Here is a 24,830-nt window from a genome sequence, read left to right as displayed (position 1 = left end):
GCGGCCGACGGTTACAAAGCGCTCACACCGCGCGCACGTCCACCAATTCGCCTGCCGCGCCACGCTCCCCTTGGGGATCGACGAGATCGGCGATGGCCATGGTGACGCTGACGCCCGAGAACAGGAAAGCGACGGCAAGGGCGAAAAGGGTGGCGACTTCCATGAAGCACTCCAGCTACGTTTAGGAGTTTCCATTATATGATGCGTCGCACCATCTGTAAATATTTTGTATGTGGTATATCACGAGAGATTGAGCATCTCGCCTGGAAATKATCGATCAGTCGCTTTCCGTCTCTTTTCTGCATCGATCGGCGAATTCCCGGGCGGCCCAGTCGAGAAACGCCCTCACCCGTGGCGATAGCTGCCGGGACCGCTGATACAACAGCGAGACCGGCGCCGAAGGCGGCGGCGTGTCCGGCAGGATCTCCACCAGTTCGCCATCGGCCAGTTCCCGTTCGATATGGAAGCGCGGCACCTGGGCCAACCCTAGCCCCAGCTTGATCCCGGCCAGGTAGCTTTCCGTCCCGGTCACGGTCAGTACGGCCGGTATCGATACGGCCTGTATTTCCCCGTGGACGTCGAACTCCAGCGGCGTGACATTCCCCGTCGTAACCGATCGGATGCCCACCATCTGGTGCCCGTCGAGCGATGCCAGGCTCGTTGGGGTGCCGAACCGCGCCAGGTAAGCCGGCGTGGCGCAGGTCAGCCGGTCCAGGGTCGCCACTTGCCGCGCCACCAGCTCGCTATCGGGCAATTTGCCATAGCGGAGCACGCAATCGACGCCCTCCTGCACCATGTCGACCCAGCGGTCGCCCTCGCTCATCGAGATCTGGATATGCGGATGCCGGGCGAGGAAGTCCGGAAATCCCGGCAGCAGGAAATGGCGCGCGATTGTGCCCTGCACCTCCAGCCGCAGCAGCCCCTTCGGCTCGGCGCCGTTGAAGGCGCCCTCGGCGTCCTCGATGTCGTCCAGGATGGTCAGGCAGCGCCGGTAGTACGCCTCCCCGTCCAGCGTCGGCCGCACTACGCGCGTGGTCCGCTGCAGCAGCCGAACTCCCAGCCGCCCCTCCAGATCGTGGATGACCTTGGTCACCGTCGATCTCGGCACCTCCATGTCGTGCGCCGCCAGCGTAAAGCTGCGCCGCTCCACCACCCGCGTAAATAGCCGCATTGCGTCGAACCGGTCCACCCCACCCTCCGCCGATTGTTTCCCTGCCAGAACAAGTGCGGGCAATTTTAGACCGATTATCTATCCGCTCCAATCGCGCATAGTTCACTCAACCCGCAGCGCCACACAGCGAATGGCGGCCACCCAACCCCGGAGAAGAACCATGAGCACCACCCAGATCACCCCCGAAGCCACCGCCCAGGCCAAGTCCAACCAGCAGGTCGCCATCGTGACCGGCGCCTCACGCGGCATCGGCGCCGCCATCGCCCGCCGGCTGGCGCAGGAGGGCTTCACCGTCGTCGTCAACTATGCCGGCAGCGCCAGCGAGGCCGAGGCGCTGGTCGCCGAAATCGAAGCCGCCGGCGGCCGGGCGATTCCGGAGCAGGCCAATGTGGCCGACCCGGCCGCCGTGGCGCGCATGTTCGATGCCGCCGAAGCCGCTTTCGGTGGTGTGGACGTCCTCGTCAACAACGCCGGCATCATGAAGTTGGCGAAGCTGGCCGACAGCGACGACGCCTTGTTCGACAGCCAGATCGCCATCAACCTCAAGGGCACGTTCAACACGCTGCGCGAAGCGTCGCGCCGCCTGCGCAACGGCGGCCGAGTGATCAACCTGTCGTCGAGCGTGGTCGGCCTCTACCAGCCCGCCTACGCGGTGTACGCCGCCACGAAGGCCGGCGTGGAAGCCATGACGCATGTGATGACGAAGGAAATGCGCGGCCGGAACATCACGGTGAACGTCGTGGCACCCGGCCCCACTGCCACCGCCCTGTTCCTCGACGGCAAGCCGCAGGAAGTCATCGACAACCTCGCCCGGCTCGCCCCGCTGGAGCGCCTGGGCGCGCCGGAGGACATCGCCAACACCGTGGCCTTCCTGGCTGGCCCCGATGGCGCCTGGGTCAACGGGCAAACCATCCGCGTCAACGGCGGCATCATCTGATGCAGGAGCGGAGTCCATCATGAAGAAAGTCATCCTCATCACTGGCGCGTCGAGCGGCTTCGGCCGCCTGACCGCCGAGGCCCTCGCCAAGGCCGGTCACACGGTCTACGCCTCCATGCGCAACACGGCCAGCCGCAATGCCGAAGTCGTGGCGCAAATGGCTGCGTTCGCCCGCACGCATGACGCTGATCTGCGTACGGTGGAGCTGGACGTACAGTCGCAGCCGTCCATCGATGACGCCGTGGCCAGCATCCTCGCCGCCACGGGCCGCATCGAGGTGCTGATGCATAACGCGGGCCACATGGCCTTCGGCCCCGCCGAGGCGTTCACGCCGGAACAATTCGCCCAGCTGTACGACATCAACGTGCTCAGCACCCAGCGCGTGAACCGCGCGGTGCTGCCCCATCTGCGCCGCCAGAAGCAAGGGCTGCTGGTCTGGGTCTCGAGCAGCAGCTCGGCCGGCGGCACCCCGCCCTACCTCGCCCCCTACTTCGCGGCGAAGGCGGCGATGGATGCCATCGCGGTCCAGTACGCGCGCGAGTTGTCGCGCTGGGGCATCGAGACATCGATCATCGTCCCGGGCGCGTTCACCAGCGGCACCAACCATTTCGCGCACACGGGGTTGCCTGCCGATACCGCGCGCGCGGAGGAATACGAGTCGGGCCCTTATCCCGGCTTTGGCGATGAAATCCAGCACGCGTTCGCCGGCATCGTGCCGCCCGATGCGGATGCGGGACAAGTGGCCGACGCCATCGTCGATGTCGTCAACGCGCCGTTCGGCAAGCGGCCGTTCCGCGTGCATGTCGATCCGACGCAGGACGGCGCCGACGTCGGCTTCGCCGTGCTGGACCGCCTGCGTGCCGAGATGCTCCATCGCGTGGGCATGGGAGATCTTCTCGTGCCGCGCAGTGAGCACGCTGCAATCTCTACGACCTCGTAACATTTTCCCCCACGCTTCTTCCATCACAACTGCACCGAGACACTGCATCATGCCCTGATGCAGTGCTCTCACGTCACCGCTTCATTACTAGTGTTGCGTGACGCGCGCATGACCCTTGTCGCACGCGGCCAACCGAACGGCCGTACTAAGTATCGCGATATACAGTCCTTACACTTCCTTACAGCACGCCCCCGTCAAACTGACTACCTTTGAATCGCTCCGGCAATGCCATGCCGATCCCATCCGCGATATGGTGTGACGGAGCATCAATGGGCGTGTATCGCCTCGCTGTACCGGTCCGCTTTTGTGGGCCTCTCAAATGACCGGCCTGCCTGCCCGGTCTGGAAGTAAAGCCAGTTCCGGCGCGTAGCAACAGCCCGGGACCACGCGCATAAGAACTACCTGGGGACGACGACGTTGCGCCTCCGCGCGCGCCAACACCGCGTGCGGGGTGCAGCTTTTGCCCGTGATTTCCGCGATTCCGCTCCGGCCATCGCGGTGGGGACGCTTTTGCCCGTTTTTTGACGGGCGCTGACTATTGTTCGGAGGATGGCATGCAGAACGACAAGCCCGACAACAAACCAACGTTGCCGACGCGCCGGCCCACCTCCCCCGCGCCCCCGCCCGGCGGTAAGCTCGACGACCCCCTCGTCGCGCGGCGTGGCGGCACGCTGAGCCTGCGGCCACTGTGGCAGATCGTGCCGCGGCTGGCCAGCTACGGGATGGTGGCCTTCATCATCTGGGTGGTCCTCTCCGTGATGTTCCCGCCCGTGTTCACGCGGTCTTCCGAGCGCGCCGTGGTGAACAGCCCCGTGAACCTCGTCACCACGCCGGTCGAAGGCATCGTGACGAAGCAGATCGTGGCTGTGGGCAGCACCTTCGCGCAGGGGCAGTCGCTGATGACGCTCCAGAATCCCAATATCGACCGCTCGCTGCTGGTGGAACTGCTCGGCAAGCAACTCGACAACCAGAAGCGCTATGAAGCCGCCAAGGCCAAGCTCGAGGGCAACCAGGCGCGGCTGGCGTCCACCGGCGACGACATCAAGCGCTACCAGTCGGCGGCGCAGCGCGAGCATGCGTCCAAGCTGCGCGGCATCGAGGCGCGGCTCTCCGTGGCCAAGCAGCAGATCGACCAGCAGACCGACCTCGTCAATCGCAACCAGGCCATGCAGTGGGCCGGGGCGGTGAGCCAGGCCTATACCGATGCCTCGCGCAACCAGCTCACCGTGCTGGCCGGCAATCGGGATGCGATCCAGGCCGAACTGGATACCGCACGCGGCAGCAGCGAGGCGGCGCGCGGCAAGGTGTACATGTCGAGTACCGACGGCGCGCTGGGCTCGCTCGCGCAACGGCAGGACGAGTTGCGCGCGGAGAACGTGCAGCTCGAAGCCGAGATCAAGCAGTTGGAGGAGTACGGCCAGTCGGTCGACAAACTCGTCGCCGCCGAGCAGGAGCGCGTGGAGCGGGTCACCAACCTCGACATCAAGGCCTATGGCGGCGGCATCGTCGAGGATGTGACCGCCCCGCCGGGTACGCGCGTGGCGGCCGGCGCCACCTTGATGCGCACCACCAACTGCGCCCAGCCGAGCGTGGTGGCGGTGTTCCCGCGCAGCCTCAGCAAGGACCTCCTGCCCGGCGCCAAGGTCAAGGTGCAGGTCGATGGCGTGGCCGTGCCGCTGTCGGGCGCCGTGTCCGAGATCCTGCCGCGCGCCCCCGATGGCGACCAGGCGCGCTACTTCGTGCCCTTCCCGCCCATCGAGAAGAACGAGATCTATCTGATTGCCAAGCTGAACAAGCCTCTGCCTGACTTGCCCGGCAGCAGCGGCAGCGGCACGGACCGCTGCGCGCTCGGCCACTGGGCCAAGGTCAGCCTCGATCGCCCGTGGTTCAAGAGCCTGATCTGAGATCGATTGCGTTCGATTGCGTTCGACTGGATCGGCAATCCGCCACGTTCCCCACGCCCGCAGGAAGGAGACCTCGCCGTGCAGCGTTATTCCCTACCCTCCCAAGCGCTGGCGTGCGCGGGGGCGTGCCTGATGGCCGCCGCGCTCGCMACGCCGCCCCCCGCCATGGCCGCGCCCCCGGTTCCGCCCGACGCCGCGCGCCAGCAATTGCGCGATGGCGCCTGCCAGGCGCTGACCGCGCGCGTCGGCGCCTTGCCCGGCAAGGGCCCGGTCATGCTCGGCAGCTACGAGCCGGCCCCCGGCGGCGAGCCCCTGCCCGCCCCGCTGCGCCAGTCGGCCTTCGTCTATGACAACGCGCTGGCCGGCATCGCCCTCATTGCCTGCGGGCAGCCCGCCGCCGCGCGCCGGATTGCCGATGGCGTGGTGGCCGGCGTCACGCGTGACCGCCACTACCACGATGGCCGCGTGCGCAATGCCTACCGCGCCGGCGCCGTGCCCGATGGCCCGGTGCCGCTGCCGGGCTGGTGGGACGAGCCGAGCAAGAAATGGTTCGAAGACCGCTACCAGGTGGGCACGGCCACCGGCAATGTCGCCTGGGCCGCGCTGCTGCTGCTGGCGGTCTATGAATCGACGCAGGACCGCCGCTACCTGGACACCGCCGGCACGCTGATGGGCTGGATCGACAAGCAGACCTTCGCCAGCGAGCCCCCGGCGGCCTTTATCGGCGGCTTCTTCGGCCATGAGCCCGCGCCGCAGCGGCAGGGCTGGAAGTCCACCGAACACAATGTCGATGCCTACGCGGCGTTCCGCTGGCTGGGCCGCTACAGCGATGACCCGCGCTGGCGCACCGGCGCGGACCGCGCCAAGCGCTTCGTGGAGGCGATGTGGCAGCCCGGCGAAGGCCGCTTCGTCATCGGCACGCGCGACGATGGGCGCTCGCTCAACGCCGGGCCGTCCGCGCTCGATGCCTCGCTATGGCCGCTGATCGCCGTGCCCGAATCGGCCAATACCTGGCGCCGCGCGCTGGACTGGACGCGGAGCCGCCACGCCGTGGGCGGCGGCTACGGCTTCAACGCCAGCCCCGATGGCGTCTGGACGGAAGGCACCGGACAGGCCGCGCTGGTCCTGCGCGCCATGGGCCGCGAGGACGAGGCCCGCCCGCTCTGGCCGCTGCTGCTGGCCCAGCGGGCGCCCTCGGGCTACCTCTTTGCCACGCCCGAGCGCCGCATCCGCACCGGTCTCCAGATCGGCCCGGACAGCACCACCGACGATTTCTACTACTACCACCTGCCCCACCTCGGGGCCACCGCGTGGGCCATCCTGGCCGCGGCCGGCTGGAATCCGTTCCAGCCCGGCGGACGACAGGCCGACACCGCCAATGTCGCCAACAAGGAGTGACGATGTTCGCCGATTTTCTCGAAAACCGGATGCTGATGGAGATCAACGCCGGCGCCTTCCTGATCGCGGTGCTATGCCTGCGCGGCAGCCGCCATCGCGCGGCGGACCGTTGGCTGTTCGGCATCGCCGCCGGGGTGCTGCTGTCGTGCTACTACGTCTGGCGCTGCACGCAGACCCTGCCGGACTGGCGCATGGACTTCCCGAGCGTGTGGTCGTACGCGTTCTTCGGCTTCGAGACCCTGACGATTGCCTACACGCTGATCTCGATCGTCACGCTGACGCGCACCTCGGACCACAGCGCGGCGGCCGATGCCGGCGAGGCGGTCCTGCGCCGCAGCCCCGAGGTGCCGCAGGTGGACATCTTCATCGCCACCTATAACGAGGGGCTGGACGTACTCGAAAAGACCATCGTCGCCGCACTGGCCATCGACTATCCCAACTTCCGCGTCTGGGTGCTCGACGATACCCGGCGCGACTGGCTCAAGGACTTCTGCGGCACKGTCGGCGCGCGCTACGTGACCCGTCCGGACAACACCCACGCCAAGGCTGGCAACCTCAATAACGGGCTGCAGCACAGCGCGGAGGCGGGCGGCGCGCCGTTCATCATGGTCCTGGACGCGGACTTCGCGCCGAACCGGAACATCCTGCTGCGCATCATCGGCCTGTTCGACGACCCCGTGGTCGGCGTGGTGCAGACGCCGCAGTTCTACTACAACGCCGACCCGATCCAGTACAACCTGCGCTMCACCGAATGCTGGGTGGACGAGCAGCGGGCCTTCTTCGACGTCATGCAGCCGGCCAAGGACGCCTGGGGCACCGCGTTCTGCATCGGCACTTCGTTMGTGGTGCGGCGCGACGCGCTGACCAAGATCGGCGGATTTCCGACCGGCACGGTCACCGAGGACATCCACCTGACCTACCGCCTGATGCCGCACGGCTACATCACGCGCTGGCTCAACGAGCGGCTCAGCGTGGGCCTGTCTGCCGAAGGGCTGCCTGAATACATCAGCCAGCGCAGCCGCTGGGGGCTGGGCACGATCCAGGTGGCGCTCACCGCCGATGGTCCCCTGCGCGGGCGCGGCTATTCGCTGCGGCAGCGGCTGCACTACGTGCACGGCCTGCTCCACTGGCTGAGCCGCCCGTTCACCTTGATGCTGCTGGCCGGCCCCCTGCTCTACTGGTATTTCAACGTGCCGACGCTATATGGCGATCCGGTCCAGTTCCTCGCCTATGGCGTGCCGGCGCTGCTGCTGTACTGGGCCTACAGCATCTGGATCACCGGCTCGCGGGCGATGCCGATCTTCACCGAGGTCACCCAGATCGTGGCGGCACTGGCGGTGACCGCCACGCTGGCCAGCGCCGTGTTCAAGCCGTTCGGGCGACCGTTCAAGGTCACCAACAAGGGGCTGGACCGCTCGAAGCTGGTGATCCACGGCAAGTTCGCCGCGCTCTACGGCGGGATGTTCCTGCTCACCGGCATGGGGCTGGCCCGCGCCGTGGCCGCCGATGGCTCGGCGCCCGGCCTGGCCTTCAACATCGGCTGGACGCTGGTGTCGATGGTGCTGTACTTCGCCTCCCTGCTGGTGTGCTTCGAGCTGCCGCGCCCCCGCAAGGAAGAACGCTTTCCGCACCGGGAGCGCGCCGTGCTGCGGCTCTACGGCAAGGACGGCGTGGCCTACGAATTCCACGGCACCACGCGCGACCTCTCCTGCAACGGCGCGGGCCTGCTGCTCGACGGCAACGCGGCCGTCACGCGCGGCATGGACGGCGCCGAAGGGGCGATCTGGCTGGCGCCGCTGGGCTGGGTGTCCTGCCGCGTGGCGCGTGCGCGCGGCAACCTCGCCGGCGTGGCGCTGCGCCCCGACACGGCCGCCCGCCACCGCCTKATCCGCCTGCTGTTCAGCGAGCCCGCACACAACATCGCAGACCGTGGCCGGCCCGGCGTGGCCATCGCCCAGCTGCTGCGACGCGCTTTTTCGGGATAACCACCATGACCAAGACAATCACGACGATGCGCTACCTAGTCCCCCTGCTCCCGCTGGCGCTGGTCGCCTGCACGCTCGAACCCACCTACCAGCGGCCCGAGTCGCCGGTGCCCCAGCAATGGCCGACCGGCGCCGCGTACCAATCGGGCGCATCCGGTGCCCAGGCGGCCTCACCGGGGCAAGCGCAGGCGCAGGCACCCGCCGCCAGTCTGGGCTGGGAAGATTTCTTCACCGATGCACGCCTGCGCCGGCTGATCKAACTCGCGCTGGCCAACAATCGCGACCTGCGCATTGCCACGCTGTCGATCGACCAGGCGCGCGCGCAGTACCGCATCCAGCGGGCGGCGCAGTTCCCGGCCATCAATGGCAGCGCCGGCTTCGCCAGTTCGCGCATCAGCGGCGACCTGCGCCCGCCGGGGCAGGACCCGATCATCAACGCGTGGACCGCCGGCGTGGGCTTCAACGCCTTCGAACTGGACCTGTTCGGCCGGGTGCGCAGCCTCAAGCACGAAGCGCTGGAACAGTACCTCGCCATCGAGGAGGTGCGCCGCAGCGCGCAAATCAGCCTCGTGGCCGAGGTTGCCAGTGCCTACCTGACGCTCCGGGCCGATCAGGAACTGCTGAAGATCTCGCAGGACACGCTCAAGGTGCAGGAAGACGCCGCGCAGATGATCGACCGCAGCAAGCGCGCGGGGGGCATGGCCCAGCTCGACACGCATCGCGCCCAGACCCAGCTGGAGACGGCGCGCGTGGGCGTGGAGCAGTACACGCGCCAGGTGGCGCAGGATGAAAACGCGCTGGCGCTGCTGATCGGCGGGCAACTGCCGGCCGACTTGCCGGCGCCGCAGCCGTTCGAGAACAATTCCTTTGTGGCCGAATTGCCGGCCGGGCTGCCCTCCACCGTGCTCGAGCAGCGGCCAGACATCATGGCCGCCGAACACCGGCTCAAGGCGGCCAACGCCAATATCGGCGCGGCGCGGGCGGCCTTCTTCCCGACCATCTCGCTGACCGCCAGCGTCGGCGCGGCCAGCAGCACGCTGGCGGGGCTGTTCTCGGGCGGCATGGCCTGGGTCTTCGCGCCGCAGATCACCCTGCCGATCTTCAACGCGGGCGCCAATCAGGCCCGCCTGACCGTCTCCGAGGTGCAGAAGGACATCAACGTGGCCGCCTACGAGAAGACCATCCAGGGTGCCTTCCGCGAAGTGGCCGACGGGCTGGCCGCGCGCGGCACCTACGACCGCCAGACGGCTGCGCAGGAGGCGCTGGCGAAGGAGATTACCGAGACGCGGCGCCTGTCGGAAATCCGCTTCAAGAACGGGGTGGATGACTACTTCGGCGTCTTCGATGCCCAGCGGCAGCTCTACAACGCCCAGCAGGCGCTGGTGACGATCCGCCTCGCGCGGCTGACCAGCCGGGTGGGCCTGTACAAGGCGCTCGGCGGCGGATGGACGCAGGCGACGGTGGCCCAGCCGGCCCGGCCCGCACCCGGCGCGCCAGCCGCGCCAGCCGCCCCCGCCGCGAAAGCTGCCACGCCGGCCGTCACGCAGCCGGTTGCGCTGGCACGGTGAACTGGACCACGGCGCCCCGGGGCTGGTTCGGGCTCGCCCAGAGCCGGCCGCCGTGGGCCTCGATGATCGACCGGCAGATCGACAGACCCATGCCCAGGCCCGTGGCCTTGGTCGTGTAGAACGGGGCGAACACGCGCTCGGCGTCTTGCGGCGCAAAGCCCGGGCCGGTGTCGCTCACCGTCACCAACACGCTGCCGGCCTCGGCCTGCACGGTGCGGATAAGCAATTGCCGGGCACCGTCGCCGCTGCCGCCCATGGCCTCCAGCGCGTTCATGATCAGGTTGAGCAGCACCTGCTGCAGTTCCACGCGGTCGCCTTCGATGGCTGGCAAGCCATCCGCAAGCTGCGCCTGCACCGTGGCGCGGCCCTTGTCGGCTTCGCCACGGGTCAGCTCGACCACCTCGCCGATCGCCTGATTGATGTCCACCAGCTCCTTGCGCGGCGGCGCCTTCTTGATCAGCTGGCGGATGCGCCCGAGCACGTCCCCCGCGCGGTTGGCGTCCTTGACGATACGGGTGAGCGCCTGGCCCACCTCGTCGATATTGGATGGTTTGGCGCCCAGCCAGCGCAGTGCCGCCTGCGCATTGGTCACCGTCGCCGCAATCGGCTGGCTGACTTCGTGCGCGATCGACGCCGCAAGCTGCCCCATGGTGGCCACGCGGTTGGCGTGCGCCAGTTCAGCCTGGACTTCGCGATAGCGCTGCTCGCCCTGGTGGACCCTTTCCTCGGCCTGCTTGCGCTCGGTCAGGTCGAGCACGAACGCCACGCCCTCCTTCCKGCCGGCTTCGAACGTGGCCAGGCCGACGATGACCGGCAAGTAGCTGCCATCCTTCCTGACGTACGCCTTCTCGAAGGGCCGCGCGTGCCCCGCCCGCACGGCCTCGGCCAGTGCATGGTGGTTGACCGGGCGCAATTCCGGCGGCGTCAGGTCGTCCCAGCCCACGCGCCCCGAGAGCAGTTCCTCGCGCTCATATCCCACCATGCGCAGGAAGGCATCATTGGCTTCGAGAATCTCGCCCTCGCCCCGCCAGAAGACGATCCCGATGATGTTGGCGTCCACGAGTCGCCCGATCTTCGCTTCCCGTTCCGCCACGTCGCGGTACAGCCGGGCGTTTTCCAGCGAGATGGCGGCCTGCGAGGCCAGCAGCTTCAGCACTGCGATCTGGGCCGGGCAGAACACGCGGGCGGTCAGGTTGTTTTCGAGGTACAGCGCGCCGATGAGCTTGGCCTGGTTCATCAGCGGCAGGCAGAGCACGGAGCGGGCGCGATGCTGGCGAATGTACGGGTCGGCGGAGAAGGACGGCTCGGCCACGGCGTCGTCGAGGAACACGTTCTCGCGCGTGCGCAGGGCATGGTAGAGGACCGATTCCGGCAGCATGGCCGCGCTCACGGGCGCCGCGCGCAGTTGCAGCAGGATCGCGTCGCTGCCGGTCGTGGCTTCCGCCGCAATTCGCAGTTCGCCGCCGTCCGACAGGATCAGCAGGCCGCGTTCGGCGCCGGCCTGCTCGATGGCCGTGCGCATGATCATCTCGATCAGGTTGTCCAGGACGATTTCGCCCGAGGCGGCCTGTGACACCTTGATCACGGTGGCAAGGTCGAGATGTTCGACTGGCGTGGCGATGGTGTTCGTCGCCCCGGGCGCGGCTTCCTCCGTCCGCAGTTGCGGATATTCGGCCTCCAGCTGCCGCACCTTGCCCGCAGCGCCCCAGCGCAGGTAGCCGTAACGGGCGTCCCGCAAATAGACACGGGCGATCTTCGCCAGACCACGCGCCGCATAGAAGCGTGCCGCGAGTTCGTTGACAAGCGCCTCATTGTGCACATAACCGCCATCCTGCGCGAGCTGGATGGCGGTCTCGTAGCCAAGTTCGGCGTCCACCACACGGTCTTCGAGCCGGGCGATTTCGGCAGCCACCAGCGCGGCATGGCCGGCAAAGTTCTCCGGGCAGAGATCGGCCCAGATGCGGAGTTCGCGTTGCTGGGCGGCCAGGATGTCCATATGTGGCTGGCGGTCGTCGGCTGGCATGGCGGTGCACAGGCCGGCCCGGGCCAGCGCGCTATAGAAGACGTACTCGCCCTCTTCGATGAACCCGTGCGCGGCCGGCAGCAGCGGTTCTGCCCGGGACGCGGCCTCCAGGGCGCCCGCATGGTCGCCGGCGACATAACGCGCCTGCAGTTTGCGGATCCAGTACCAGCAGGCGTTCAGGATGGAGCCCATGGGCAGGCGGTCCTCGACCTGGGCTTCGTTGAACTGCGCGTCGTCCAGGCTGCCGAATGCCGGCGTCAGGCCGCGCAACATCCGGATCAGCGCAAGCTGGGTCTCCATGAAGCCGATGACGAGGCCGAAGCGCTTCATCTTCACGTAGGCCAGGCCGCGTTCGGCTTCGCTCTGGGTCTCCGCCAGCGGCGTGCCGATGAACAGCAGGTTGGCGGCGAGGCTGTTGCAGACGAAGGCGCCGAACGGCACGTCGCCAGTCCGGTTCGCGGCGTCGAAGGCGCGGCGCAACTGGTCGTTGGTGGTCCGCACAGGCTCCGCCCAGCGCCGGGCGAACAGCGCGTAGGACAGGTAGGTGCGGGCTTCGTAGTGATCGAGCCCGCGCCGCTCCGCCAGTTCGCAGCCAAGCTGGCCGAACTGGAAGGCGCGCGCGTAGTCGCCAAAGCGCCGCCCGACCACCCGGGGCACGTTGGTGTAGGCCACGCACGAGGCATCGGCGTTGCCGTGCTCCAGACTGAGGTTGGTCGCCTTGCAGATGGTCAGGGACGCGAGGTTGGCATCCGTATGCGACGCCGGCACGAAAAGCTTGATCAGGACGTCGACGGTGCCGATCGAGGCGGGATCCTCCATCGGCGGCAAGTCKATCAGCGTTTCGATCGGCCGATCGCCGAGTTGGGACCGGATGCGCGCGTACTCGGCCTGCACCGCGGTCTCGTCCGGGTGCGGGGACCAGTCGATCCCCACATGGCGGAGGAAGGCGAGGCAAACGGCGATGGCGTTGTCGCGCTGGCCGAGCACCACGTAGATGTCCACCTGCCAGCAGGTGACCTGGGCACGTTCGACCGTCGTCGTGGCGCGCGCGGACAGCGCCGCGAACCGCGCTTCGGCCACCGGCGCCTGCCCGGACAGGAACTCGCACTGGGCGCGACCCGACTCCAGCGCGAATCGCAGCGCAGGCCGGCGGACCCAGCCGTCGTCGTTCAGGAGGGCCGCGCCCGCCGCGAAATAGGTGAGCGCCGAGGCGTAGGCCGTCGCCGCCTTGGCGCGCTCGCCGGCCAGCAGGTTGAATTCCGCCAGTTGGTCCCGCTCGTCCTGTTCGGTGATCAGCGCGGCGCCCCGGTTGAGCTGGCCCACGATCTCGAAGATCGCGCCTTGGCGCTCGCCCGGTGCCGTCTGGGCGGCAATCAGCCGCCCGACCCGGAGGTGGGCCTCGGCGCGCGAGGCTTCGGGGATCATCGAATAGGCGGCTTCGTGGATCCGGTCGTGCACGAAGGCGTAGGCGCCCTCCTGCCGCTCGACCAGCTCCTGGCGAATCGCCTCCCAGAAGGCCGCGTGGACCTGCCCTTCGGCCATGCCGAGGATGGTCGAGAGCGTGGTGATGCCGGCGACGTTGCCGAGGCAGGCCAGTTGCTGCAAGGCCTGCTGGGTCGCGTCGGGCAGGCGGGCCAGCTTGCCGACCATCAGCTCCACCACGTTGTCGGTGTAACCCTTGGCGTGGATGCGGTCGGCCTCCCAGCGCCAATCCCGGGCGGCATGGTCGAAGGTCAGCAGGTTCTCATCGACCAGCCCGTGCAGGAACTGGATCACGAAGAACGGGTTGCCGACGGTCTTGTCCCAGATCAACTGCGCCAGCGGCGCGATGCGCGCCGGCTCGCCATGCAGCGACTCTGCCACCAGTTGCTCGACATGGCCGCCGGTAAGCGGCGCCAGCCGGATTTCGTCGATCCTGACACCCTTGCCGCGAATGGCGCGCAGCGTGCCCGCCAGCGGATGCGCGTCGTCGACCTCGTTGTCGCGATAGGCACCGATCAGCATCAGGTAGCGCAGGTCCGCATGGCTCAGCAGGTCTTCCAGCAGGGCCAGCGTGGCGGCGTCGAGCCACTGGAGGTCGTCGAGAAACAGCGCCAGCGGATGCTCGGCCCGGGCGAATACGCCGATGAAGCGCCGGAAGACGAGCAGGAAGCGGTGCTGCGCCTGCTGGGGCTCCAGTTCGGCCACCGGCGGCGGCTCGCCGATGATCAGCTTCAGTTCCGGGATCAGGTCCGTCATGAGCCGCGCATTGGGCTCCAGCGCCTCCAGCAGCGCGCCGCGCCAGCGTTCGAGCTCCGCATCGGGCTTGCCGAGCAGCGAGCGCACCAGGCCCTGGAAGGCCTGCACCAGCGTGGAATACGGGATGTCGCGCTTGTACTGGTCGAACTTGCCGGACGCAAACAGCCCGCGCGGCGGCACCAGCACCCGGTGCAGTTCATAGACCACCGACGACTTGCCGATGCCGGAATAGCCGGAGACCAGCACCATCTCCGGCACGCCGCCGTCGACGATCCGCGCGAAGGCGTCGAGCATCGTATCGACCTCCTGCTCACGCCCGTACAGCTTCTCGGGTATCCGCAGCCGGTCGCGCGTGCCGTGCCCGTCGAGTGGGAGTGCGTCGATGCTGCCCTGCCGCCTCCAGTCGTCCAGACAGCGCCGCAGGTCATGCTCTAGCCCGGCGGCGGTCTGGTAACGCTCCTCGGCCGTCTTGGCCAGCAGCTTCGCGACGATGTCGCAGAGCATGTCCGGGATGGTCTCCACCCGCGTGCGCGCCGCCACCGGGAGGCGGGCGATATGGCAGTGGACCCACTCCATGGCGTCGGTCGCCACGAATGGCAGCACACCGGTCAGCATCTGGTACAGCGTGACGCCCAGGGCATAGAGGTCGCTGCGCGAGTCGATCGACCGGTTCATCCGCCCGGTCTGCTCGGGCGCCATGTAGGCGAGCGTGCCGGCGATGGTCTCGGGCGGCTCCGGGGCCTGCCGTTCGCGTGGCAGCCGCGAGGCAAGGCCGAAACCGGTGAGCCGGGCCTGGCCGTCGGCGCAATTCACGAGGATATGGGTGGGCTTGAGGTCCTTGTGGACCAGCCCGCGCTGGTGCAGCTTGCCCAGTGCCGATGCGATGCCGATGGCGTGCCCCAGGAACGTCTCCGTCTCCATCGGCACGCCCAGTTGCTGCGAAAGCGGTTCGCCGCCGGCGTCCTCCAGGATCAGCAGGCTCCGGCCACCTTCGTGGACCAGTGCCAGCGGACGGGCGGCCCAGCTGCCATCCAGTTCGTCCTTCAGGCCGAATTCGTGGGCGAGGCKATCCAGCGAGGCAGGCAGCGGGTGCTCGGCGGCGGGCCGCGCCAGCAGGACGGTCGGCCCGTTGCCGCCGCCCGGGTGCCGCCCTCGATGGAAGACGCGCTCCCCATCGTCCCACTGCATCTTCACGCTGTCATTCATTGGCACCGGCACCTGTCTATATCTATGCGCGAAAAGGCGCCGCGACAGCATATACCAAGCCGCCAGCCGCAAGCTGCCCGGAAAGCACCGCGCGACAGGATTGTCCGAGTTTCAGGGCTGTCTGGCGGCCCGCTGTTGTCGGCTTAAATATCGGGTCGAGATAATGATAGTTATCAGGCGATGTCGAATCGTGATTCGGCCGATTTTTCGGGTTGACGAAGGGAAAAGCCGAGGGGGCGGCTACACTGTCGCCGCTGCAATTCCTCGCTGACCTACCATGCGTTTTCCCTTGATCGCGCTGACTGCCTGCCTCGTCATGCAGGCCAGCGCCCACGCCGCCGGCGATATCGAGACCGGACGTGCCGTGTTCGACCGCAAGTGCGCCTCCTGCCACAAGATCGGCCCGGCGGCGCGCGGCACCTTCGGCCCCCACCTCAACGGCATCGTTGGCCGGCCGGCGGGCACGACTTCCGACTACCGCTATTCCGATGCCATGAAGACGTCGAAGGTGGTCTGGACCCCCGAGACGCTCCGCGCCTTCATCCACGCCCCGAACAAGGTGGTGCCGGGCAACAAGATGCGCTTCTGGGGCATCGGCGACGACAGCGAGATCACCGACCTGCTGGCCTTCCTGCAAACGGTTCGGTAGGGGCTAGAATCCCGCCAGCACCTCCCCACAGGTTTTCCATGGGCTTCCAGCGTGGCACTTGAGCAGGGCTTCATCCTGACCCGGCACTGGCGCGATACTCCCGCCGGTACCGAGGTCGATTTCTGGCTGGCCACGGACCAGGGGCCGCGCCTGCTGCGCCTTCCGCCCCAGCCGTCGGTGGCCTTCGTGCCCGAGGCCCAGCGCGATCAGGCCGAGCCGCTGTTGCGCGGCGAGCGCGATGTGGACTTGCGCCCGCTCCAGCTGCAGGACTTCCACCGCCGGCCCGTGCTCGGGCTCTACTGCCAGCAGCACCGCCAGTTGATCCGGATCGACAAGGCGCTGCGGCAGGCTGGCGTGGATGTTTACGAGGCCGATATCCGCCCGCCCGAGCGCTACCTGATGGAGCGCTTCATCACCGCGCCGGTCTGGTTCGACGGCCAGCCGGACGCGCACGGCGTGCTGCGCCAAGCGCAGATGAAGCCGGCCACCGACTATCGCCCCACCCTGCGCCTGGTCTCGCTCGATATCGAAACCACCGCCCATGGCGAGCTGTATTCGATTGCGCTGGAAGGCTGCGGCCAGCGGCAGGTCTATATGCTCGGCCCGGCGCCGGCGGGCGATCCGGCCCCGCTGGACTTCGCGCTCGAATACTGCGACACCCGCCCCGCCCTGCTCGAAAAACTCAACCAGTGGCTGGCCGAGCACGACCCGGACGCCATCATCGGCTGGAACCTCGTTCAGTTCGATCTTCGCGTGCTGCAGGCCCACGCAGTGCAGTTCCAGGTGCCGTTGCGGCTGGGCCGGGGCGGCGCCGAGATGGAGTGGCGCGAGCACGCCAGGCAGCAGCACTACTTCGCGGCGGCGGCCGGGCGGCTGATCATCGACGGCATCGAGGCGCTGCGCGGCGCCACGTGGAGCTTCCCGTCGTTCAGCCTGGAGTCGGTGGCCCAGACCCTGCTCGGCGAAGGCAAGGCGATCGACAACCCCTACGACCGCATGGACGCCATCGACCGCATGTTCGCCGAGGACAAGCCCGCGCTGGCACGCTACAACCTGCGCGACTGCGAGCTGGTCACCCGCATCTTCGCCGCCACCGAGCTGCTGACCTTCCTGCTGGAGCGCGCCACCGTCACCGGCCTGCCGACCGACCGCAGCGGCGGCTCGGTGGCCGCCTTCACACATCTATATATGCCGCTGATGCACCGGCAGGGCTACGTGGCGCCGAATCTGGGCGAACTGGCGCCCGAGGCCAGCCCCGGCGGTTTTGTCATGGATTCGCGCCCGGGCCTGTACGAGTCGGTGCTGGTGCTGGACTACAAGAGCCTGTATCCGTCGATCATCCGCACCTTCCTGATCGATCCGATCGGGCTGGTGGAGGGGCTGGCCCACCCCGATGACGCCGATTCGGTGCCCGGCTTCCGGGGCGCGCGGTTCTCGCGCGGCAAGCACTGCCTGCCGGCCATCGTCGCGCGGATCTGGCAGGGCCGCGAGGCGGCCAAGCGCGAGCAGAACAAGCCGCTCTCGCAGGCGCTGAAGATCATCATGAATGCGTTCTACGGCGTGCTCGGATCGAGCGGCTGCCGCTTCTTCGACCCGCGCCTGGCGTCGTCGATCACCATGCGCGGCCACGAGATCATGCGCCAGACGCGCCTGCTGATCGAGGCGCGCGGCTATGACGTGATCTATGGCGACACCGACTCCACCTTCGTCTGGCTGCGCGGCGCCCATGCCGAGGACGATGCGGCACGCATCGGGCGTGAACTTGTCGCCTACGTCAACGACTGGTGGCGCGACCACCTGCGCCAGACCTTCGACCTGGACAGCGCGCTGGAACTCCAGTTCGAGACCCACTTCCGGCGCTTCCTGATGCCAACCATCCGGGGCGCCGAGTTGGGCAGCAAGAAGCGCTACGCCGGTCAGGTCATGCGTGCCGATGGCCGCGCCGAGATGGTGTTCAAGGGGCTGGAGACGGTGCGCACGGACTGGTCGCCGCTGGCGCAGCAGTTCCAGCAGACGCTCTACGCGATGATCTTCAACCGCGAGCCGTACCGCGATTATGTGCGGGACATCGTGCGCCGCACGCTGGCCGGCGAACTGGACGCGCAACTGGTTTACCGCAAGCGCCTGCGGCGCCAGCTTGGCGACTACCAGCGCAACGTCCCGCCTCACGTGCGCGCCGCGCGGCTGGCCGATGCCTATAACGATAGCCAGGGCCGCCCGCGCCAGTACCAGAACGGCGGCTGGATCAGCTATGTGATGACGGTGGCCGGGCCGATGCCGATGGAGACGCTCGATCCGCGCCAGTCGCCGATCGATTATGACCACTACATCACAAAACAGCTCCAGCCGATTGCCGACGCCATCCTGCCCTTCCTCGACGATGATTTCGACACGCTGCTGACTGGGCAGATGGCGCTGTTTCCGKACTGAAATCCGCCCCCATCCCAAGAGCAGCGCGGAATTCCTGCTGCATCGCGGCAGATTCGAACCGCCCGAACCCATTACACTTGGCGCCTGTTCTGATACTGCGCCCCATTCCGTCCATGTCCGAGACCCACGCCACTGCCGCCCCCGTTCGCTCCAAAGCCCTGCGCGCCGCCGCCAGCGTGCTGGTGCTACGCGACGGCCCGGCGGGCATGGAGGTGCTGATGATGCGCCGCCCCCAGCGCGACGACGACCGCAGCGCCGGTGCCTTTGTCTTCCCGGGCGGCACACTCGATGAGCAGGATACGGCACTTCACCCCTTGTGCGATGGCCTCGACGATGCCGCCGCCAGCGCCCGGCTCAATGTCGACAAAAACGGGCTCGACTATTACCTCTGCGCCGCACGCGAAGCGTTCGAGGAAGCCGGCCTGCTGTTCGCCCGCGATGCCAACGGCCAGAATGTGGATCTCGATGCACTCGACGCGGACACCTACGGCAGCCTGCGCGAAGCCGCCGGCTACGGCGGCGCCGGCATCGCCCATGTCTGCGAACGGCTGGGCGTGCGCCTCGCCGTGGACCAACTGGCCTACGGCAGCCACTGGCTGACGCCGCCGGGCCTGCCGAAGCGCTTCGACACGCGCTTCTTCTTCGCGCTGGCGCCGGCTGGGCAGACCGCGCGGCACGATGGCGTTGAAGCGGTCGAGCATCGCTGGATGCGGCCCGTCGATGCGCTCGACCCGGCGAACGAGATCTCCCTGGTCAACGTCACCCGCCGCATGCTCCAGTCGATTTCGCACTTCCCGACTGCGCAGGCGTGCTTCGACCATGCCCAAAAGCTGCGCAACATCGTGCAGATCATGCCGCGCCTGGCCACCGGCCCCAAGGGCGTGCGGCCGGTGATGCCGGAGGAAGCGCCGTACGCCGAAATCGCCCGGATCGACCCCGATGGCGCCGGCCATGGCCGCTACGCGCTGGCGCCGGGCGCAGCGGTGAAGCTCTCCGAACGGGTCTGGCGCGTCACGGCGGACAACGGCAACGTGATGACTGGCCCCGGCACCAACACCTACTTCGTGGGCGGCGGCGCGGACAACACCTGGGCGATGATCGATCCCGGCCCCGCCGATCCGGCCCATATCACCGCCGTGCTGGCCGCCGCGCCGGGCCCGGTGAAGTGGATTCTCGTCACGCATACCCACCTGGACCATTCGCCCGCCTCCGTGGCGGTGCGCGAGGCCACCGGCGCGCCGGTCTGGGGGCGCGTCACGGCCGTGCAGGACCGCCAGGACCAGACTTTCGCGCCGGACCGCATGCCCGAGCACGGAGAGCGCATCGTGCTCGGCCCGCACGCCACGCTGCGGGTGGTCCACACGCCGGGGCATGCATCGAACCATCTCTGCTACCTGCTCGAGGAAGAGAAGACGCTGTTCACGGGCGACCACGTCATGCAGGGCTCCAGCGTCGTCATCAATCCGCCCGATGGGGACATGCGCGCCTATCTGGCGTCCCTCCAGGCGCTGCTCGACGAAGACCTGGAGTGGATTGCACCGGGCCACGGCTTCCTGATGCCGCGCCCCCGGGATGCCATCCGGCTGCTGATTCGCCATCGGCAGCAGCGCGAGGCCAAGGTGCTGAACGCGCTGCGCGCGCTGGCGCCGGCCGATATCGGCACGCTGCTCGCCAGCGTCTACGACGACGTGCCCGAGCGCATGCATCCGGTGGCGCAGCGCTCGCTGCTGGCCCACCTGCGCAAGCTCGAGGAAGACGGCGTGGCGCGCGAGACCGAGGCGGTCTGGCATCTGATTTCGGCATGAGCCACAAATGAACCGCGCATGAACTTCAGCCTTTCCGATCTGCGCGCCTTCGTGGCGGTGGCCGAACTGAGCAGCTTCCGCGCGGCAGCGACGGAGTTGCATCTGTCCCAGCCGGCGTTGTCGCGCCGGATCGAGAAGCTGGAAGACGCCCTCGGCGTGCGGCTGTTCGACCGGACGACGCGCTCGGTGGAGATGACCGCCGTGGGCCGGGAGTTCTCGCGCAAGGCGCGCGAACTCCTGAACGGGCTGGAGGAGTCGCTGCTCGGCATCCGGGACGTGGCCACCCGCGTGACCGGCGAAGTCACGGTGGCGTGCGTGCCCTCGGCGGTGCGCTACTTCCTGCCGGCGGTGCTGCGCAAGTACCACGAGACGTGGCCGCGCATCGTCGTGCGGCTGATCGACGAAGGCGCCAACGAGGTGCTGAACCTGATCGTGCGCAACGAGGCCGACTTCGGCCTGAACTACATCGGCACGCAGGAGCCGGATGTCGAGTTCGAACCCGTGCTCAAGGAACCGTTCGTGGTGGCCTGCCCGCCCGACCATCCGCTGGCGCGCAAGCGCAAGGTCACCTGGGCCGAACTGGGCCAGTACGACTACATGACCGTGGGCAAGGCCAGCGGCAACCGCATGCTGCTGGACCTGGCGCTGACCGATGTACCCGATCGCCCACAGTGGTATTGCGAGGTGCGGCACGTCAGCACGCTGGTGAGCCTGGTGGAAGCCGGGCTCGGCGTGGCGGCGGTACCCCGGCTGGCCATGCCGCCGGGCAAGCATCCCACGCTGACCAGCGTGCCGCTGGTGGAGCCCACCGTCTCGCGTACCGTGGGGCTGATCCGGCGGCGCGGCCGGTCCCTGTCGCCGGCGGCGCAGCAACTGTATGACATGCTGCTGACCGCCAATGCCGAAATGCAGGGGGCCAAGACGCTGCCTGGACACCGAAAGCGCGGCAACCCCCGTACCTGAAATATCTGGATACCTTGCCGCACTGGCAGCGCGGCGCATCGCTGCCTACATTGGATGACATCGCTATTCGTCCAAGGCGCCGCCATGTCCAGACAATTTGCCATCCTGCTGCTGATGCTGGCCGCCTCCGGCGCCGCCCATGCCGTCACCAAGTGCCAGAGCGGCAAGGACACGCTCTATACGGCGGCATCGTGCCCGGCGGGCTACCGCGATGTCACGTCCACCATGCGTGCCAATGTGACCACCATCACCAAGACCCCCAAGATCCGCCAGGACGAGCAGGCCTACCTGCAGAGCCGCGCCCAGATGGCGCAACAGATCCAGGTCTGGCAGGGGCGCGAGGACGACCTCGACCTGCGCGCGCAGAACGTCTTCTGGAATCAGTGCCGGGCACTCGAGTACCAGGCGCGGGCCGCCGAGCGCGCCATGCATACCACCGAGTACTGGAGCCGCGCGGACCGCTACCGCAGCGACGTCCATGCCCTGCGCTCGCAGCAATACGAGATGGGGTGCTACTTCTAGGGCCGAGGCTGATGCGAGGCGGTCATGATCCATGCCCCTCGTAGAACCTGCCGATATTAGTCAGGCTTAGATCGGCATACAGAAAATTTCAGGCTAATCGGCGCCGGTGAAACGTCTTGTCTCACATACAATTMGTTCCCATCGGCCCGCCAACGAAAGCTGGCAACGCGGTCGCAACCTACTCCTGTGATGCCATGCTGACTCTCACTGTGATCGTTGCGTATATGCTGGCCTGTATCGTCGCACTGGCCTTCGGCGCCCGCTGGGTGCTCAAGAATGACCCGCTGCTCAAGCAGTCGGGCGCCCGCCCTCACGGCGACGATCATTCGACGCTGACGCGCTAACCCGCCATGCGCTGATCGCCCCCCGGCTACGCCAGCCACGCAATCCCCAGAAGCCCGGTTCACGAGACCGGGCTTTTGCTTTGGTGCGGCTTTCGTGTATCAGGCTGCACACGCCCAAGCCCGCCTTGGAAGGTCGCGCCGCTGTCCTACACCGCGACCCGGAACGCACCGACACCCTCCCGCGCCCCGTAGTGACTATCGTTATGGCAGGCGTCCGCCTCGTGACGCCATGTCCTTCTTGTCTGCGAGCCGCCCCGCCATCCATGTCGCGCGTACCGATCCAGCCCGCCATGCGGGCCGCCCCGCCCGGCACCGTGGCCGGGCCTGATGTTGTGCCGGATGTCGTACCGGAGGGGGTGCCCGCAGTCACGGCTGAGGTGCCCGCGGACGCCGCGCCGGCGTCACCCACCCGTACGCCCCCCAAGCTGTCCGTCTCTGTGCGCCGCGCCAGCACGGCGTTGGTCATTCTGRCGACGCTCGCATCGCTCTACACCCTGCACCTCGCCCGCGACTTCATCGTGCCAGTGGTGGTGGCCATCGTCATCGCCTACCTGCTCGATCCGATGGTCGAGTGGCTCCAGCGCCAGCGGGTGCCGCGCGCCGTGGGCGCGACCGTGGTGCTGCTCGGCATGCTGGCCCTGCTGCTGTGCGGCGCCTATCTGCTCCAGGGGCAGATTGAATCTATCGTCGACCGGCTGCCCGCCATCGCCAGCAAGCTCTCCCGCTCGCTGGGCGAACTGGTGAGCGGCGACGACTCCATGCTGCAAAAGATCCGCCGCGCCACCACGGTACTGGTCGGTACCGGTCAGCCACCGCCGACCAAGGGCGCGCCGATCGTCGTCGAACGTTCCGCCGACGCCCTCAACAACGCCATCTGGGTGGGATCGATGGGCGTCTTCGCGATGCTGGCGCAGGCCATCGTCGTGCTGTTCCTGACCTGGTTCCTGCTGCTGGGCGGCGACATGTTCAAGCGCAAGTTCATCAAGATGGCCGGCACCACCATCAGCCAGAAGAAGATCAGCGTGCACATGCTCGACGAGATCAACCGGGCGATCCAGCGCTACATGCTGATGCTGGTCATCACGAACGCCGCGCTGGGGCTTTGTACGTACATCCTGCTCAGGTATCTGTCGATCGACAATGCCGGCGCATGGGCGCTGGCGGCTGCCTCGCTGCACCTGGTGCCGTACTTCGGCGCGGTACTGATCGCCCTGTGCCTGGGCGTGGCCGGGTTCATGCAGTTCGGCACGCTGTCCGTCGCGGCAGCAGCGGCCGGTGGGTCGATGCTGATCGCCACGCTGATCGGCTCCGGCATGACCACCTGGATGACGGGCCGCATGGCGCGCATGAACGCCGTCGCCGTCTTCGTCTCGCTGCTGCTGTTCACGTGGCTCTGGGGCACCTGGGGGATGCTGCTGGCGATTCCGCTGGCCGTCATCGCCAAGGTCGTGGCCGACCACGTCGAAGGGCTCGAGGTGGTGGCCGAGTTCCTCGGCGAATAGCCGTCCCCCTCGCCTTCCTTCCTCCTATTTCGTCACGCGGAACTTGATGCGACGCAGAATGACCGCGCCGCATGGATCACGTATAACCGGATGCTGCGCCGCGATGTGGCGGCGGCGCTTCAACCGGCAACATCTTTCGCGAGGGAGGTATCAGGCATGCGTTGGCAGCAACGTCCGCAGGGCTCCAACTGGGGCGATTTCGGTCCTGACGATCAACTGGGGCGCGTCAATTTGATCGGCCCCGAGCAGGTGGTCAAGGGCGCGCGCGAGATCCAGGCGGGGCGCAGCTTCTGCCTCTCGCTGCCGCTGGACTACCCCGGCGGCAACAAGCTCAATCCGCGCCGCCATCCGCCCGAGTTGCGCCCCACCTTCCGCGACGACTCCCCGTACATGAACTTCCCGCTGGCCAAGGTGAACCCGGCCGCGACCGATGTCATCAGCGACGATCAGGTGCTGCTCTGCCTCCAGTACTCCACCCAGTGGGACTCGCTGGCGCACGTGGGCGCGCTGTTCGATGCGGACGGCGATGGCAAGCTCGAGCGCGTCTACTACAACGGCTATCGCGCCAACGCGGACATCGTCGGCCCGGTCGACTATGCCGATGACGACCAGTTCGCCGCCCACGATTGCAGCCACGGCCATACCCACAGCCACGCGGATGCGCTCGGCATCGAGAACTTCGCCGTCAAGGGCATGCAGGGCCGGGGCGTGCTGGTGGATCTGGCCGATGTGTTCGGCATGGACTTCCGCAACGTCGGCTACGACGACCTGATGCACGCCATGGACACCCATCGCGTGGAAGTGGAGCCCGGCGACATGCTCCTGCTGCGCACCGGCTTTGCCGAAGTCGTGCTGTCGATGCAGCGCGAGCCCGACGAAGCGGTGCTCCACCACAGTTGCGCAGCGCTAAACGGGCGCGACGCCCGGCTGCTGAACTGGATCACCGATTCCGGCATCGCCGCGCTGATCGCCGACAACTACGCCGTGGAGCGCTACCCGGCCCTGCCGCCGCCCGACGAGGCGAAGACGCATCCGCTGCTGCCGCTCCACCACCATTGCCTGTTCAAGCTGGGGCTGCCGCTTGGCGAACTCTGGTATCTCAAGGACCTGGCGGACTGGCTGCGCGCGCACCGCCGCTCGCGCTTCATGCTCACGGCGCCGCCGCTGCGGCTGCCGGGCGCGGTGGGCTCGCCGGTGACGCCGGTGGCCACGGTGTGATCCGCGGTGTGCGTTTTTAAATCGTAG

17 protein-coding genes are annotated in these 24,830 nt (G+C 67.8%); 14 read left to right on the top strand and 3 right to left on the bottom strand.

Features of this window, described 5'->3' with window-relative positions; genetic code table 11:
* Positions 1-22: 22 nt before the first annotated feature.
* Positions 23-163: a hypothetical protein gene (locus tag AC1EJR_RS22990; protein ID WP_177219974.1), complete on the bottom strand. Its 141-nt coding sequence runs from the start codon at positions 161-163 to the stop codon at positions 23-25.
* A 114-nt stretch (positions 164-277) separates the two neighbouring features.
* Complete coding sequence (locus AC1EJR_RS22985; RefSeq protein WP_092297906.1) at positions 278-1,189, bottom strand: LysR family transcriptional regulator; 912 nt, start codon at positions 1,187-1,189, stop codon at positions 278-280.
* A 142-nt stretch (positions 1,190-1,331) separates the two neighbouring features.
* On the opposite strand from AC1EJR_RS22985, the gene AC1EJR_RS22980 reads away from it, so the two are divergent.
* The 6 genes from AC1EJR_RS22980 (at position 1,332) to AC1EJR_RS22955 (ending at position 9,903) form a co-directional block, all read left to right on the top strand.
* Positions 1,332-2,108, top strand: coding sequence for an SDR family oxidoreductase (locus AC1EJR_RS22980; protein WP_092297903.1), 777 nt, complete (start codon positions 1,332-1,334; stop codon positions 2,106-2,108).
* A 19-nt stretch (positions 2,109-2,127) separates the two neighbouring features.
* Positions 2,128-3,048 (top strand): SDR family oxidoreductase, encoded by a 921-nt coding sequence (locus AC1EJR_RS22975; RefSeq protein ID WP_477113760.1) that lies wholly within the window; start codon positions 2,128-2,130, stop codon positions 3,046-3,048.
* A gap of 554 nt (positions 3,049-3,602) precedes the next feature.
* Complete coding sequence (locus tag AC1EJR_RS22970) at positions 3,603-4,952, top strand: HlyD family secretion protein (RefSeq protein ID WP_441644728.1); 1,350 nt, start codon at positions 3,603-3,605, stop codon at positions 4,950-4,952.
* A 132-nt stretch (positions 4,953-5,084) separates the two neighbouring features.
* Complete coding sequence (locus tag AC1EJR_RS22965; RefSeq protein ID WP_369823508.1) at positions 5,085-6,350, top strand: hypothetical protein; 1,266 nt, start codon at positions 5,085-5,087, stop codon at positions 6,348-6,350.
* A 2-nt stretch (positions 6,351-6,352) separates the two neighbouring features.
* Complete coding sequence (locus AC1EJR_RS22960) at positions 6,353-8,335, top strand: glycosyltransferase family 2 protein (RefSeq protein WP_477147597.1); 1,983 nt, start codon at positions 6,353-6,355, stop codon at positions 8,333-8,335.
* A gap of 5 nt (positions 8,336-8,340) precedes the next feature.
* Entirely contained in the window at positions 8,341-9,903 is a 1,563-nt protein-coding gene (locus AC1EJR_RS22955) for an efflux transporter outer membrane subunit (protein WP_477147596.1), read from the top strand.
* Here the strand turns inward: AC1EJR_RS22955 and AC1EJR_RS22950 are convergent.
* On the bottom strand, positions 9,875-15,370 hold the full coding sequence (locus AC1EJR_RS22950) for a trifunctional serine/threonine-protein kinase/ATP-binding protein/sensor histidine kinase (RefSeq protein WP_477147595.1): 5,496 nt from the start codon (positions 15,368-15,370) through the stop codon (positions 9,875-9,877). The genes AC1EJR_RS22955 and AC1EJR_RS22950 overlap by 29 nt on opposite strands.
* A 277-nt stretch (positions 15,371-15,647) precedes the next feature.
* Between AC1EJR_RS22950 and AC1EJR_RS22945 the strand changes: the two genes are divergently transcribed.
* From AC1EJR_RS22945 to AC1EJR_RS22910, 8 genes are all read left to right on the top strand, one after another.
* A complete protein-coding gene (locus AC1EJR_RS22945; RefSeq protein WP_477113756.1) occupies positions 15,648-16,019 on the top strand; it encodes a c-type cytochrome in 372 nt (123 codons plus the stop codon).
* A 51-nt stretch (positions 16,020-16,070) separates the two neighbouring features.
* Complete coding sequence (locus AC1EJR_RS22940) at positions 16,071-18,449, top strand: DNA polymerase II (RefSeq protein ID WP_477147594.1); 2,379 nt, start codon at positions 16,071-16,073, stop codon at positions 18,447-18,449.
* Between the two features lie 113 nt (positions 18,450-18,562).
* Positions 18,563-20,254: an MBL fold metallo-hydrolase gene (locus tag AC1EJR_RS22935; protein WP_092297888.1), complete on the top strand. Its 1,692-nt coding sequence runs from the start codon at positions 18,563-18,565 to the stop codon at positions 20,252-20,254.
* Positions 20,255-20,272: 18 nt separating this feature from the next.
* Entirely contained in the window at positions 20,273-21,217 is a 945-nt protein-coding gene (locus AC1EJR_RS22930) for a LysR family transcriptional regulator (RefSeq protein ID WP_441590888.1), read from the top strand.
* An 84-nt stretch (positions 21,218-21,301) separates the two neighbouring features.
* The gene (locus AC1EJR_RS22925) at positions 21,302-21,739 is read left to right on the top strand and encodes a hypothetical protein (protein WP_092297882.1); all 438 of its coding nucleotides are present in this window, start codon (positions 21,302-21,304) and stop codon (positions 21,737-21,739) included.
* 194 nt (positions 21,740-21,933) lie between these two features.
* Positions 21,934-22,083 (top strand): hypothetical protein, encoded by a 150-nt coding sequence (locus AC1EJR_RS22920; protein ID WP_177219971.1) that lies wholly within the window; start codon positions 21,934-21,936, stop codon positions 22,081-22,083.
* Between the two features lie 263 nt (positions 22,084-22,346).
* Positions 22,347-23,585 (top strand): AI-2E family transporter, encoded by a 1,239-nt coding sequence (locus AC1EJR_RS22915; RefSeq protein ID WP_477147593.1) that lies wholly within the window; start codon positions 22,347-22,349, stop codon positions 23,583-23,585.
* Between the two features lie 156 nt (positions 23,586-23,741).
* On the top strand, positions 23,742-24,803 hold the full coding sequence (locus AC1EJR_RS22910; RefSeq protein WP_092297876.1) for a cyclase family protein: 1,062 nt from the start codon (positions 23,742-23,744) through the stop codon (positions 24,801-24,803).
* Positions 24,804-24,830: the final 27 nt, after the last annotated feature.

This window comes from Cupriavidus sp. 05T42, assembly GCF_056396345.1.
The sequence above is the reverse complement of the archived record's forward strand: the minus strand, read 5'-3'. Positions and strand labels throughout refer to the sequence as shown.

Excerpts from the sequence above, each read along its gene's own strand:
- AC1EJR_RS22975 (WP_477113760.1), top strand. The coding sequence starts at position 2,128 with ATGAAGAAAGTCATCCTCATCACTGGCGCGTCGAGCGGCTTCGGCCGC.
- AC1EJR_RS22980 (WP_092297903.1), top strand. The coding sequence starts at position 1,332 with ATGAGCACCACCCAGATCACCCCCGAAGCCACCGCCCAGGCCAAGTCC.
- AC1EJR_RS22970 (WP_441644728.1), top strand. The coding sequence starts at position 3,603 with ATGCAGAACGACAAGCCCGACAACAAACCAACGTTGCCGACGCGCCGG.
- AC1EJR_RS22925 (WP_092297882.1), top strand. The coding sequence starts at position 21,302 with ATGTCCAGACAATTTGCCATCCTGCTGCTGATGCTGGCCGCCTCCGGC.
- AC1EJR_RS22935 (WP_092297888.1), top strand. The coding sequence starts at position 18,563 with ATGTCCGAGACCCACGCCACTGCCGCCCCCGTTCGCTCCAAAGCCCTG.
- AC1EJR_RS22945 (WP_477113756.1), top strand. The coding sequence starts at position 15,648 with ATGCGTTTTCCCTTGATCGCGCTGACTGCCTGCCTCGTCATGCAGGCC.
- AC1EJR_RS22990 (WP_177219974.1), bottom strand. The coding sequence starts at position 163 with ATGGAAGTCGCCACCCTTTTCGCCCTTGCCGTCGCTTTCCTGTTCTCG.
- AC1EJR_RS22920 (WP_177219971.1), top strand. The coding sequence starts at position 21,934 with ATGCTGACTCTCACTGTGATCGTTGCGTATATGCTGGCCTGTATCGTC.
- AC1EJR_RS22910 (WP_092297876.1), top strand. The coding sequence starts at position 23,742 with ATGCGTTGGCAGCAACGTCCGCAGGGCTCCAACTGGGGCGATTTCGGT.
- AC1EJR_RS22930 (WP_441590888.1), top strand. The coding sequence starts at position 20,273 with ATGAACTTCAGCCTTTCCGATCTGCGCGCCTTCGTGGCGGTGGCCGAA.